Origin of the sequence: Acinetobacter sp. YH12040 (assembly GCF_013420005.1) — a bacterium.
Taxonomy (GTDB): domain Bacteria; phylum Pseudomonadota; class Gammaproteobacteria; order Pseudomonadales; family Moraxellaceae; genus Acinetobacter; species Acinetobacter amyesii.
In genome coordinates, this window is sequence record NZ_VOZB01000007.1 from 152,887 (window position 1) to 164,615 (window position 11,729).

Below are 11,729 nucleotides of genomic sequence, written 5' to 3' on the forward strand. Positions count from 1 at the left end.
TGTCCTATATTCATCTGCTCTAAGTTTAGCTGCATCGTTTCATCCCTATAGTGAGATCGCTACGATGCCTTTTTCACTTCGCTCATAGCAGTGAGGAACACGCTGAATATTGTTTTGACTAATTTTGATTAGTCCTGTTCGCCCCTGAAATTCAATGCTTTTTAATTTCGGTTCTTGCAAATATTGTTTTGCAATATGCCATGTGTCCCCACCAAAAGCTAAAAGACGTTGATATGGCATATCTACTGGATTTTCCTCATAAGCTCGGATCAGGTCAGGCCAACGCGCGTCATGCAATGCAGGTGCATCACAAAATTTCAGCCCTACAGGAATGGGCTTTGTAGCTTCAATCGCATTGGCGACGCTATATAGTTTTGCTTTAGGTAGTTTTTTTTGACTGTTTAACCATTCATTTTTGCCCAGCAACAGCACCCCTTGATTTTTGTCTAGCTTCGTTGGGAGTTGTTCAACCACTTGAATAGGCACTGAACTTTGGCTGATTAAGGACATGAGCAATAATTCATGTTCTGCCTCAGTTGCGGGCTGACGTAACACTAACACTTGCGCTAATTTGTCTTTTTCAAAAACTTTTTGGAGTGCTAAAGCATCATCACGTTTCGATAGACTGTACTGCCAGACGTTTGGAATCTGGCTGGTCGTTTCATTTAAAGCCAACACGCGGACTTTAGGCTTTGCCTTTACAAGTGCTTCAACGTCTTGACGTGCTAAAGGGCCAATCACCAATTGAGTTTTTTTATTGACCTGTTGCTTCAATATCACTGCAATTTGCTTTTGATTTGAATCTACAAACTTAATGGGCACTTTGTAGTCTGATGATTGATATGCACTATTGAAACCTTGCTTAATACTGGATGCGGCTCGCGCCATAGGGCCAGATTCAGGTAGAATGACCAAGACGTCTGCCTGTGCAGCAGTAAACAGACTGCTTAAAAGGCAAAGACCCAAAATTTTGTTCTTATTATCCAACATGGAGAAACCTATGAGTGCTCAGTTATTTGTTGTTGCAACTCCAATCGGGCACTTAGATGATATTAGTTATCGTGCAATTGAGGTATTGAAGTCGGTTAAAATTATTGCCGCCGAGGATACACGAACTTCCGTACAATTACTTAAACATTTTAGTATCAATACGCCTTTAACTGCTTGTCACGACCATAACGAAAGCAACAAAATAGACCAGCTCATTGAACGCCTAGAAAAAGGTGAAAATATGGCGCTGATCAGTGATGCAGGCACGCCATTGATCAGTGACCCTGGCTTTAAACTGGTTCGTGCTGCACAAGAAAAAAATATTCGTGTCATTCCTGTACCGGGTGCCTGTGCTGCCATTGCAGCTCTCAGTGCTGTCGGTCTGCCCAGTGACCGTTTTAGTTTCGAAGGCTTTTTACCTTCTAAACAGTCACAACGTCTTCTAGCATTGGAAAAACTGAAAGACGAAACCCAAACCATGATTATCTATGAAGCGCCGCACCGTATTGTGGACTGCCTAAAAGATATGTCGAATGTCTTTGGTGCAGATCGTCCTGTAGGCTTTGCACGTGAAATTACCAAAACATTTGAAACCATTAAAAAAATGTCTTTGGGTGAATTGGTTCATTTTGTCGAATCTGATCATAATCAGCAAAAAGGCGAAATCGTTTTGGTGATTGGTGGTGCGACCGAAGAAAAAGACCTAGAGCAAGAAAAGTTAGACAAACTGCTGACGCGTTTACTTCAAGATTTGTCCGTTAAAGCTGCCTCTCAGTTGGCTGCAGATTTAACTGGGATTAAAAAGAAAGTGGCCTATCAACGTGCTTTAGAATTAACCCAAGCGAACGATTAAGCTTAATTTTTTTTTATTTTTAATTTGAACCGCTTATGGGACCTACGGGTTCCATAAGCGATCCCATACAATAATTTAAATAGAATGAAAAAAGTTGCTTATAACATGTCCATAAATCTGTCTGTCAAAAAACCGCTGATGTTCATTCTCTTTAATCTGGTTTGGCTCACCGCCCTTGCACATATTATTTATACTGGCATTCACCCCTATCCGCACTATATTAGTGGCGAGCAAATGACGGCCGATCATAGCGCGATTGCGATGGTCTGTGGATATTGTTCCCTCTATTTTGTAGTCGGTAATTTACTGAAACTGAGCCAATTTTGGGATAGGCATCGCTATTGGGCTTATGTCGTTTTGAGTGCGGTATTACTTTTTCAATCTTTTGTCGCTGCTGTGGCGGCCATGCATGCACCGCCGTATATTGCTGCATTCATTATCAATTGTATGTTTTTGCTTTTACTGCATTTTGTGTTTTATCCTATTTTCGCGATCAGTCGTAAATATATGAAGCCAAAGACGGCTTGAAGCGACTTCACATCTTATTAACGACTTAACTTCTTGAGCAAACATGCTACAGAGTTAAAAAATGAATGACGTTCATCATCGCACAAGCGAATGAAGCAAAAAAAACACCACATGACGTGGTGTTTTTTCACTTTTAATCTTTTGCCGATTCGTCTGGAGGGACTTCGGTAATACGACCACCACGCGCTAAGAACGCAGCAACTTCATCTTCAAGCGCCTGACGTTGTTTTAGTTTTGCAGTCACTGTTAATGTTTCAGCTTCAAAGGTGTCACCATCAGAGGCAGAATCAGCTGCGTCACCTGCACCTTTTTCAGCTGCTTGTGCTTCATCTTCATCAACTACTGAATCTTCTGGATCATCATAATCGTTCATATCAGTCATTGTGTTCTCCCCGCGAATGACTTCTGTTTGCCAGCGAATGGCTGGTTTTAAATTAACAGAAATTTAGCAATCTCTGAACATTTCGACTAGTACCCACAATCAAAAAATCGTATCTTTTTTAATCAAAATCGTAACCTTGTTTATACGACTGTCTAAAAAATATCTGACTTTGACCTAAGCTGTATAGATTGTATCTTTTAAAATACTCAGACCATTGGCTTGCGCCATAAACGCATCTTTTAGAATAGTCTGATTTTCCACTTGTTTTAAACCAAAGTTTCGCGCCCACACCACAGGTGAAAAAGTGGTGGTTTCTAACCAACCAATCGCGGACATACTATGCATCATGGCATCGTTTTGCCCTTTACGACGGTGTTCATATCGCTTCAAACTTTGTTCATGTGCCCACACACCACGTTTTTTATCGGTCAAAAGCACATCGCAAAGCACTGCTGCATCTAAACAACCAATATTCACGCCTTGTCCTGCAAGCGGATGAATCACATGGGCCGCATCGCCAATCAACGCCAGACCATCATGCACATATTGCTGCGCAGCTCGTGCCTTCAATGGAAATTTAGCACGCGGCGTTGCTTCTAAGACTTCACCGAGCATGTGATGACTTTCTCGAGTGAGCAACGCATTAAATTCAGCATCGGATAAAGCCACATATTCATCGGCGTAATCATCTGGTAAGGTCCACACAATCGATTGCCAATAACCGCTTTCCTCTTTTTTCAGACTCGCCATCGGCAAAAATGCTAAAGGCCCAGTTTCTAAGAAAATTTGGCGCGCTACATGCTGATGCGGTTGGGCGGTTTTAATTGCACAGCTTACACCGGCTTGTCTATAGTCCAGCACATCTAGATCGATGAAAGCTTGCTCACGAACAAATGAGTTTGCACCATCTGCACCTATCACTAGTTTTGTTTTGAGCTGAGTACCATCTGCGAGGTGAATGATCCACACACCAACACCACGCTCAACTCGAATGACCTTAACTTGGGTTTGGTAGTCTTCGAGCTGTTCTAGCATTTTTTCTTGAATGGCTAAATTCAATACGCTTGGTTCAACCATTGAACCTAAAGCTTGCTCAACTGATGGTGTTTGCTCTGCCACATGACCAAAATTGATTTCGCCATAGCCATTTTTATTCCACACCTGCATGCCTGTATACGGCTGCTGACGGGCAAGCTTTTCCCAAACACCCACAGTCTTGAGTAAATGAATGGTGGCTTGACTGAGCGCCAAAACCCGAGGATTCGCAACACTTTTGGTTTTTTCTGCATCTAAAATAGGTGCCGCATCCAATACCGTAGCCTGCACGCCGCCCTGCGCCAACAGCAATGCCGTTAAGCCACCGACCAAGCCGCCGCCGACAATCACGGCATCCAGTACATCTGTTTGATTTAAACTCATGCTTTTAGCCCCATTGCATAATTCGCGACCAAAGGCTTGATACCCGGAATGGTGTCAAAGGCAACTAACCCAGTATTGCGGATCAATTTTAAAATTGGGTTTTGGTTGCTAAAACCACGTACAACTGAATCACAGAATTTAATCACCCGCTGCTGATCGGTCAGGCGCGATTTTTCATAATCCAGCAGCATAGCTGCATCGCCCAAATCGGCATTTTTTTCAACTTGCTCTGTTAAATAACGACGCAGTACATATGCATCGCGCATACATAAGTTAAAGCCTTGACCTGCAACTGGGTGAATGGTATGCGCTGCATTGCCCATCAGCACCACACGGCCGACAGCTTGTTTTTCTGCAAGCACTTGGGACAATGGGAAGCTGAAACGTTTACCTGTTTTTTGGAATTTACCTGCACGGTCGCCATAGGTTTCTTGTAAGGCATCTAAGAAGTGCTGATCATTTTCATCACCCATCCACTCGCCTTCCGTCCCTTTAGGAACAGGCCAAACCACTGAGCGACGGTATTCACCCGGAAGTGGCAACAGCGCTAACGGGCCAAGCGGACTAAAGCGCTCAAAGCCGACATGAGCATGCGGTTTAGAGGTTTGCACCGTAGTGACAATCGCCACTTGGTCATAATCATGCACCGATGCACCGATGCCCAAGGCTTTGCGGCAGAATGAATCACGACCATCTGCGGCAATCACGATTTTAGATTGCAGCTTGAGCTGTTCTTCAGCACGCTGTGCTTCTATATATGCAAAGTCTGCATCTTGCGTCAGCGAAGTCACTTGTACGCCGTCAATTAATTCAATGAATTGTTCTTTTTTGACTTCTGTGAGCAGCACACGGCCTAACCATGCATTTTCAATAACTTGTCCAAAGCTTTCGACTTTTTCTTGTTCTGCTTTGAGTCTTGCCTTACCAAAACTGCCTTGCTCTGTAATATTCACTTCTAAAATAGGTGTGGCGTGTTCCTGCAAAGCATCCCAGAGACCTAGTTCTTGATAAATTTGCACCGTACGGCGTGACAAGGCGCTGTTTCGTGCATCAAAACTCGAGTGATAAGGCTCAAGGTTTGCATCATCATAATTGGGGTATTTAATGGCTTCTAAAAGTTTTACGCCAATTTTGGCTTTGGCCAACATGAGTGCCAGACTTAAACCGACCATACCACCACCAACAATGATGACTTCTTGCTGCATGCTTGTTTCCTTTTTTATCAAGTATTCGAATTTAGGACATTCACTCGAAATACATATAATCTGTAATGAATTTTATCTTACATCAAGGGCATGATTTTTTATAATGAAATACAAATTAGTTGCAGGTATTTGCACTGATTAAATACAAAATTAATCATCTCTTGCCGTAAATATTGATCTTTAGAAATGAGAAAATCACAATAAAAATGGCTGAGTCCATCAGTATGAGCCATCATTTGCGTAAATCAGCGTCACTTGAACATGTCATGTTTTGATGCATTCAAAAGGACGATATCAAGCTAACTACCTGATGATCAGCCTTTAGCCATTGCTCAATTAGTTGAATAAGTGATTGCAGCTGCAAAAACCAATTATGTTACACCATTCGGTTTAATGAGCTTTTCATTACACAACATTTTCTGGATATATTCCGCAGCAGAATATCCAGAATATGTAATTTTTGTTGTGTTATTGGCGCCTTATCCTAAAGTTGATGCACGTACCAAGCTTTAATTTGAGTTAGGTACAGAGCAACTCTAAAGCGATGTCGAGCACTATTATTCAAACAGGTTTTAGCGCCAACTTTACCTTGGCATGGTGTGAAAATACTATGGCGCAAACCTTAGAAAATACGCTGCAAACCAATAATTTAGAAAGATTTACCCACCAAGCTGAGTTGTAGATTCATACCGATATGACTGAGCCAGCGAAAAAAAAATCAACAAACAAACATTAGTGAATGGCTGTAATTATGATTATATGCCCCCGAGTGTATTGGTCAAATATGCTATAGATCTGATTTCACATGCTGAATATGCTGAACTGGCAACCGGACATTTGGCCGTATATGAAAAACCGGAAGAGTTTTTAAAATTAGCGACTGATTTTTTACAAAAATCTTAATGTTTGAATGAAGTTAAAAAGCCGATCTAATGATCGGCTTTTTATATTTATTTAATATTTTCCATGATTTGGTCAAAATATTGCGCTCATGCATTCAATTAATTTTCGTAGCTATAGATAAAGATATAGAACACAAAAGACAGAAATGATCTCCTTAATACGGAATAATTTAAATGAATGGCTTAAGCATTAAAATGCTGGATTAATTCCTGCAATCGAATTTCTGCATCTTGATTAAAAGCATTCGCCGCTTGGTGATACCAGCGTTTCGCCATCTTAAAATCTTGAGCTGCGCCGTTGCCTAGCTCATACATTAAGCCAATTTTATAGGGAGCAATTGCACAGCCTTGTTTTGCCGATTGCTTGTACAAGTTCATAGCTAGATTATAATCTTGATCAAGAATTTCGCCCTTTTCATATATTTCAGCAAGGGCCGTTCTTGCGTTTATATTTCCCTTTTCCACTGACTGATTCAGCAGAGCTAAAGCGATATGAACCTCTGTTTTACATGGTTTTCTGAACAACAGCACCGCTAACTTCAGCATCGCCGCATCATCACCCTGATCAGCCGCTTTTTGATACCATCCTTGTGCTGTAACATCATTTTTTTCGACGCCGCATCCCGTTTCATACATTTCACCCAATTTAATTTGGGCTGCAATATCCCCTCTTGAGGCTAAACTCAAATAATCATCATAAGTACGCTGATTGTTATACTTAAACTTTATTTTCTTTACTGGATTATAATCACTATCAAAGATTTCAAAACCGACATAGTTTTTAAAGAGTTCAATCAATAACTGCCGAACCAATTGAGTATGATAAATTAAATGATCCTTTTCGCTAAAATAATAATACTGATAATAGCTTTCCAAATCTTGATTGATTTCTTCTTTTAAACTGTTTAAATCAGTCGTCCATTTTTTTTGAACTTTGCCATTTTCAACATATTCGTATAAATATCTTGTTGAAAAGTTTAACCATTCCTTTTCAAAATCTTGTCTTTCTCCATCCATGTAAAGTTCATCTTCTTCCGCTTGAATGACACATCTGATTTCTGCACCCTCTTTATAAAGCGCATAGCTATAGCTTGAATTTGTGTCTGCAAAATCAAAGAAGATCATCCATTTCATCGGCAACTGACTGCTTAGCAAACTGCTCCATTTTTCAGGTTCAGTAAAAGCAAAATGTGCTAATCCGGCACTATTGATACAAACAATATGATCCGTCAGCCACTCTATAACTAATGCAGATTTTGAGTTTTCTTCAAAATAAACCAGCCAATCATTTACCAGTCTTTCAATATCCTGTTGATTGCCATTAAAGGGAATAACCACCCCAGCTTTTCTAACACCCATAATTATGATTAAAATAAAAAATTTATACGATTAATTTAAAAAGACTTATATCTAATTTTTGTAAAAAATTAACATCATAAAATCAACTCCATTGTTAATTACACTTGTCTATATAACTAGTATTTATAAGACTGCTTGTAGATAAAAAAAGCCGATCAACTGACCGGCTTTTTTTATTCATTGCAAGTTACTGCGCCATCAAGGCTTCAATGTCTTCCACCGACTTGACCACTGCAGCTGTTAAAACACGTGGACCTGCTTTAGTTACAGCCACATCATCTTCAATACGAATACCGATACCACGCCATTTTACATCCACTGTTTCATCATCTGGCGCAATATAAAGACCAGGCTCAACAGTCACAACCATACCTTCTTCATAGGCACGCCATTCACCGTCTTGTTTGTATGAACCGACGTCATGCACATCCATACCAAGCCAATGACCCGTACCATGCATATAGAATTGGCGGTAACTTTCTTTTGCGATGATTTCGTCAATATCTCCTTGCATAATGCCAAGATCCAATAAACCCTGAACTAAAATACGCACTGCAACGTTATGTGGTTCTTTATAAGAGTTGCCGATACGCACCGCATCAATCGCCGCAATTTGCGCATCGAGTACGATATTATAAAGTGCTTTTTGTTCAGGGCTGAATTTACCGTTGACTGGGAAAGTACGGGTAATATCTGAGGCATACAGCTGATATTCACATGCTGCATCAATCAGTACCAAATCACCATCTTTGAGTTCTTTGTCATTTTCCACATAGTGCAAAATACAGCCATTTTCACCGCCGCCGACAATGCTGTTATAGGAAGGCACACAGCCATTTTTACCAAAGACATAATTCAGTTCTGCTTCTAGTGCATATTCCATCATGCCCGGTTTAACCGTTTGCATGGCACGAGTATGCGCTTCTGCTGAAATATCCGAAGCAATCTGCATCAATTCAAGTTCGTCTTCAGATTTGTGCAGACGCATTTCATCAATAATACGATCAAGCTGAATCACTTGTGCAGGCGCACTTGCACCCTTACGTGATTCACCACTTGCAGCCGAAATCCACTGCGCCACACGAGCATCAAAATCTGGTTGCTGCCCAATACGGTAGAATAATTTATCTTTATTTTGTAATTTTTCTAAAATTTCTTCGTCTAATAAATCAATGGCATAAGCCTCATCAGCTTCATAATCTTCTACAGCCCCATCTACACCCGCACGGTAGCCATTCCAAATTTCCATTTCACGGTCACGTTCACGGCAGAACAAACTATAGCTATAACCTTCTTCTTCGCTATCAAAGGTTTCAATCACTGCAACCGCTTCAGGTTCAGCAAAACCTGTTAAATAAAAGAAACTACTATCAGCTCGAAATTTATAATCTGCGTCGCGATTACGCATGGCTTCTTTGCTCGTTGCAATAATTGCGATGCTGCGTAAGCCCATTTCACCTGCAAGGATGTCACGACGTTCCTGAAAATCTGCTTGAGTTAATTTCTTCATTTAAATACTTCTTATACCTGCTGGCTGATATTGTTTAAATTTTGATTCAATGGAATATGAATCTCTCAATCTATGTGAGGAATGTATAAAAACACGTAATACCTCACATAGATATAAGCAAAATTAATGCCTTAGCTTGGACGATGTGGGGTGAACATTTCAACCACATTACCTACTTGAGCCGATGAATTTTTAGCGCTCAGTTGTAGCAACGGTGTTTCTGAAACATCAACTTTGGTACGTCCCATAGACAGGCTCACTGGGATTAAACGAACAAATTCGTATAATTCCTGATAGCTTTCTTCACCTTCTTCATCATCATCTGAATCTTCAAATTCTACTGAAGCGACATCCTGTAAATGCTCAATCAATTCTTGTTCATTGGTGCGCAGATGACCTGCCGCCAAACCAAAACCAAGAACAACACCTGCACACCAATCTGCCAAGGCTTGCACACGCTCACCTAGCAAGTGATCATCATCTGGTAATAAAGGAAGATAGTCGAGTTCATCATCTGAAAGTGAATGAGCTACATCTTCTGCTTCTTCAGTCAACAATGCCACCGCATCTTCGTCTAATTCAGCTACATCAAGCGTTGCTAAAATTTGTTGCCACTCTTCACGACTCGGGGGTTGTGACACACAAACTATACCAGTGAGTAGACCATGTAACTCACTTGGGCTTGAAATTTCTTCAATTTTAGAAAAATTCTGGGACCAATCTGACCAACCTGAAATATCGTCTTGCATTCGCTTATCCAATCTCTATACTTCGTATATATTACCTTTGTTTGCAAGACTGTGCGACTACGTTATGTTAGAAGAATTACAGCGTCTCCAAGCGCATATTAGCGTTTTAAAAAAGCGACTGGCGCAATTTGAAAGCGAAAATAATGCCCTACAAGATGAGAAAAACTCGTCTGATGAGCACCATCATGCTCAAATTGTACATAAGAACGGTATTATCACCTCCAAACAAGAAGAAATTGATGCGCTGAATGAGCAATTAACTGATTCACGTGCTCAACTTCAACAGCTGAATACTGATGCAACTGCTTTGGCTGACCGATATAGCCGTCTTGAAAAAAGCTGTACTGATCTAAAAAATCGTTTTCAAGAAATTTTGGCAGAACGTAATGAGCTACGTATCGTTAAAGAAAAGATGCAAAATGAACAGCGTCATGCTCAACAAGAAATTCAAGGTTTGCAGCAAGAACGTGAACGTTTATTACAAAAAAATGAACATGCCAAAGCAAAAGTTGAAGCGATTATTCAACGTTTAGCTATTTTAGGTACAGCTCAAGATCAACATGCGCAAGAAATTCAACAATTGGCACATCCGACTGAAAGTAATGAGGAAGTTTGATCATGAGTGAACAAATTGCAGTTGATTTAAAAGTTCTAGGTCATAGTTTCCGTTTAGCAACGACTTCTGACCAACAAACCGATTTAGAACGCGCAGCACAATTACTGAATGACAAATACGATGAATTTCGTCGTAAAGCACCACGTATGGAACCGAGTAAGCTGATCATTATGGTCGCACTTGAATTAATGCAAGAAGTCTTGTCAATGAATAAGAGTTTGCAAGAATATGCAAACTGCGAACTTTTGTTGCAAAATATTTTGGAACAAGTTGAAGAATTGACTGATTAATCGGTGGTTTAGTGATTGTACTTTGCCCGATTGCTTCATTTTAAACACTTTGTCAGTGTTTGGTGATTTGCCAATAACGCTGAATTCGTTATACTGAGCACATCTCTGAGGTGTTCGCCAGCTAGGTCTAATCCCCTGCCGATACTTAAACTTATGGATGTGTTCTGTATATTCTGAGCGTATGCCCTCCTCGAGTGGGAAACCCAGCGAGTGTACGTCGCGTCCACCTTGAACTCATCGGGTTCAGGGTCACGACATTTGCAGCGGCATCTTCGGAGTGTTTATTTTCCAAATCCTGATTTAAATTACAAGCATTTGATTTAAAAAACATTTTTTAATTTACTATTCTATTTTCGTGCCCCTCTACTTTTGTTCTTCACCATAATTATTTCATTTATGTTTAGTTAGTTTAAAAGTTTATTTATTCAAGTTAATTCATTTTTTGAGTTGTTCCAGTTTAGCTAACTGTCTATCCAAAGCTCTGTCCATTTCAGGAAGTATTTGTCGTAAATATTGAATTGATGAAATGGCTTCATCCAATTTCACGACGCCTTTTTTAACCAAGTTATATTGTTGCTCGAGTAGAGCGAGTACTTGATTTTGATTCGGCTGCTGTCCCTGACTCATCAGCGTATTTATTTGCTGAAATTGTTGATATACCTGTTCACGTTGCTGTAATAGCTCAGAGTGCGTTTCACTGTCGAGTATTGATTGTTTGGAATTAGAACTTGAATGCTGCAATACATTTTCTGTAGTTCGCTCAGAACGTGTTTCAGTCACTTTTTGTTGATCTAACGGTAGCTGTTCATGAACCTCCTGCTGCTTTGGTTTTAATAACTGAATCATCAACAATAAAATCAAGCCAACCACTAACCCGATAACAATCCATTTCTTATACATAATTCGATCTCTAATCGTTCTTCAAT

At 40.2% G+C, this 11,729-nt stretch carries 15 protein-coding genes and 1 other RNA gene; 8 read left to right on the forward strand and 8 right to left on the reverse strand.

Features of this window, described 5'->3' with window-relative positions:
- Positions 1 to 45 precede the first annotated feature (45 nt).
- On the reverse strand, positions 46 to 990 hold the full coding sequence (locus FTT99_RS10040) for a penicillin-binding protein activator (protein ID WP_180161431.1): 945 nt from the start codon (positions 988 to 990) through the stop codon (positions 46 to 48).
- A gap of 10 nt (positions 991 to 1,000) precedes the next feature.
- Between FTT99_RS10040 and rsmI the strand changes: the two genes are divergently transcribed.
- Together rsmI and FTT99_RS10050 are read left to right on the forward strand one after the other, a co-directional pair.
- Positions 1,001 to 1,843 carry a 16S rRNA (cytidine(1402)-2'-O)-methyltransferase gene (gene rsmI / locus FTT99_RS10045; RefSeq protein WP_180130953.1) on the forward strand — a complete coding sequence of 281 codons (843 nt, stop codon included), beginning with the start codon at positions 1,001 to 1,003 and terminating at the stop codon, positions 1,841 to 1,843.
- A gap of 105 nt (positions 1,844 to 1,948) precedes the next feature.
- Positions 1,949 to 2,371: a hypothetical protein gene (locus tag FTT99_RS10050; protein ID WP_180130950.1), complete on the forward strand. Its 423-nt coding sequence runs from the start codon at positions 1,949 to 1,951 to the stop codon at positions 2,369 to 2,371.
- A 133-nt stretch (positions 2,372 to 2,504) separates the two neighbouring features.
- Here FTT99_RS10050 and FTT99_RS10055 read toward each other — a convergent pair whose 3' ends face one another.
- From FTT99_RS10055 to ubiH, 3 genes are all read right to left on the reverse strand, one after another.
- Entirely contained in the window at positions 2,505 to 2,753 is a 249-nt protein-coding gene (locus tag FTT99_RS10055) for a hypothetical protein (protein WP_180130947.1), read from the reverse strand.
- 174 nt (positions 2,754 to 2,927) lie between these two features.
- On the reverse strand, positions 2,928 to 4,172 hold the full coding sequence (locus tag FTT99_RS10060; protein ID WP_180130945.1) for an FAD-dependent monooxygenase: 1,245 nt from the start codon (positions 4,170 to 4,172) through the stop codon (positions 2,928 to 2,930).
- Positions 4,169 to 5,377, reverse strand: coding sequence for a 2-octaprenyl-6-methoxyphenyl hydroxylase (gene ubiH, locus FTT99_RS10065; RefSeq protein ID WP_180130942.1), 1,209 nt, complete (start codon positions 5,375 to 5,377; stop codon positions 4,169 to 4,171). The genes FTT99_RS10060 and ubiH overlap by 4 nt, the downstream gene beginning before the upstream one ends.
- A 348-nt stretch (positions 5,378 to 5,725) precedes the next feature.
- Between ubiH and FTT99_RS10070 the strand changes: the two genes are divergently transcribed.
- The 3 genes from FTT99_RS10070 to FTT99_RS10080 all read left to right on the forward strand — a co-directional run bounded on the left by FTT99_RS10070 (position 5,726) and on the right by FTT99_RS10080 (position 6,280).
- Positions 5,726 to 5,890, forward strand: coding sequence for a hypothetical protein (locus FTT99_RS10070; protein ID WP_171263758.1), 165 nt, complete (start codon positions 5,726 to 5,728; stop codon positions 5,888 to 5,890).
- A 31-nt stretch (positions 5,891 to 5,921) separates the two neighbouring features.
- The gene (locus tag FTT99_RS10075) at positions 5,922 to 6,059 is read left to right on the forward strand and encodes a hypothetical protein (RefSeq protein WP_180121756.1); all 138 of its coding nucleotides are present in this window, start codon (positions 5,922 to 5,924) and stop codon (positions 6,057 to 6,059) included.
- A gap of 77 nt (positions 6,060 to 6,136) precedes the next feature.
- Positions 6,137 to 6,280, forward strand: coding sequence for a hypothetical protein (locus FTT99_RS10080; protein WP_171263759.1), 144 nt, complete (start codon positions 6,137 to 6,139; stop codon positions 6,278 to 6,280).
- Between the two features lie 182 nt (positions 6,281 to 6,462).
- Here FTT99_RS10080 and FTT99_RS10085 read toward each other — a convergent pair whose 3' ends face one another.
- From FTT99_RS10085 to FTT99_RS10095, 3 genes are all read right to left on the reverse strand, one after another.
- Complete coding sequence (locus FTT99_RS10085) at positions 6,463 to 7,638, reverse strand: tetratricopeptide repeat protein (protein ID WP_180131143.1); 1,176 nt, start codon at positions 7,636 to 7,638, stop codon at positions 6,463 to 6,465.
- A 187-nt stretch (positions 7,639 to 7,825) separates the two neighbouring features.
- Positions 7,826 to 9,148, reverse strand: coding sequence for a Xaa-Pro aminopeptidase (gene pepP, locus FTT99_RS10090; protein ID WP_180131140.1), 1,323 nt, complete (start codon positions 9,146 to 9,148; stop codon positions 7,826 to 7,828).
- A 131-nt stretch (positions 9,149 to 9,279) separates the two neighbouring features.
- Positions 9,280 to 9,897 (reverse strand): UPF0149 family protein, encoded by a 618-nt coding sequence (locus FTT99_RS10095; RefSeq protein ID WP_111885849.1) that lies wholly within the window; start codon positions 9,895 to 9,897, stop codon positions 9,280 to 9,282.
- A 64-nt stretch (positions 9,898 to 9,961) separates the two neighbouring features.
- Between FTT99_RS10095 and FTT99_RS10100 the strand changes: the two genes are divergently transcribed.
- The 3 genes from FTT99_RS10100 (at position 9,962) to ssrS (ending at position 11,085) form a co-directional block, all read left to right on the forward strand.
- Positions 9,962 to 10,513 (forward strand): hypothetical protein, encoded by a 552-nt coding sequence (locus FTT99_RS10100; protein ID WP_111885848.1) that lies wholly within the window; start codon positions 9,962 to 9,964, stop codon positions 10,511 to 10,513.
- A 2-nt stretch (positions 10,514 to 10,515) separates the two neighbouring features.
- The gene (locus FTT99_RS10105) at positions 10,516 to 10,803 is read left to right on the forward strand and encodes a cell division protein ZapA (protein ID WP_078192941.1); all 288 of its coding nucleotides are present in this window, start codon (positions 10,516 to 10,518) and stop codon (positions 10,801 to 10,803) included.
- Between the two features lie 99 nt (positions 10,804 to 10,902).
- A non-coding RNA gene (gene ssrS / locus FTT99_RS10110) (6S RNA) lies at positions 10,903 to 11,085 on the forward strand.
- Between the two features lie 153 nt (positions 11,086 to 11,238).
- Here the strand turns inward: ssrS and FTT99_RS10115 are convergent.
- Positions 11,239 to 11,703, reverse strand: coding sequence for a hypothetical protein (locus tag FTT99_RS10115; protein ID WP_078192942.1), 465 nt, complete (start codon positions 11,701 to 11,703; stop codon positions 11,239 to 11,241).
- Between the last annotated feature and the right edge of the window lie 26 nt (positions 11,704 to 11,729).

What these genes read in the sequence shown, in the direction of transcription:
- FTT99_RS10040 (WP_180161431.1), bottom strand. Translation starts at nt 990, where the DNA reads ATGTTGGATAATAAGAACAAAATTTTGGGTCTTTGCCTTTTAAGCAGT.
- FTT99_RS10115 (WP_078192942.1), bottom strand. Translation starts at nt 11,703, where the DNA reads ATGTATAAGAAATGGATTGTTATCGGGTTAGTGGTTGGCTTGATTTTA.
- FTT99_RS10055 (WP_180130947.1), bottom strand. Translation starts at nt 2,753, where the DNA reads ATGACTGATATGAACGATTATGATGATCCAGAAGATTCAGTAGTTGAT.
- FTT99_RS10060 (WP_180130945.1), bottom strand. Translation starts at nt 4,172, where the DNA reads ATGAGTTTAAATCAAACAGATGTACTGGATGCCGTGATTGTCGGCGGC.
- FTT99_RS10095 (WP_111885849.1), bottom strand. Translation starts at nt 9,897, where the DNA reads ATGCAAGACGATATTTCAGGTTGGTCAGATTGGTCCCAGAATTTTTCT.
- pepP (WP_180131140.1), bottom strand. Translation starts at nt 9,148, where the DNA reads ATGAAGAAATTAACTCAAGCAGATTTTCAGGAACGTCGTGACATCCTT.
- FTT99_RS10050 (WP_180130950.1), top strand. Translation starts at nt 1,949, where the DNA reads ATGTCCATAAATCTGTCTGTCAAAAAACCGCTGATGTTCATTCTCTTT.
- FTT99_RS10080 (WP_171263759.1), top strand. Translation starts at nt 6,137, where the DNA reads ATGCCCCCGAGTGTATTGGTCAAATATGCTATAGATCTGATTTCACAT.
- FTT99_RS10085 (WP_180131143.1), bottom strand. Translation starts at nt 7,638, where the DNA reads ATGGGTGTTAGAAAAGCTGGGGTGGTTATTCCCTTTAATGGCAATCAA.
- ubiH (WP_180130942.1), bottom strand. Translation starts at nt 5,377, where the DNA reads ATGCAGCAAGAAGTCATCATTGTTGGTGGTGGTATGGTCGGTTTAAGT.
- rsmI (WP_180130953.1), top strand. Translation starts at nt 1,001, where the DNA reads ATGAGTGCTCAGTTATTTGTTGTTGCAACTCCAATCGGGCACTTAGAT.
- FTT99_RS10075 (WP_180121756.1), top strand. Translation starts at nt 5,922, where the DNA reads ATGTCGAGCACTATTATTCAAACAGGTTTTAGCGCCAACTTTACCTTG.
- FTT99_RS10100 (WP_111885848.1), top strand. Translation starts at nt 9,962, where the DNA reads ATGTTAGAAGAATTACAGCGTCTCCAAGCGCATATTAGCGTTTTAAAA.
- FTT99_RS10105 (WP_078192941.1), top strand. Translation starts at nt 10,516, where the DNA reads ATGAGTGAACAAATTGCAGTTGATTTAAAAGTTCTAGGTCATAGTTTC.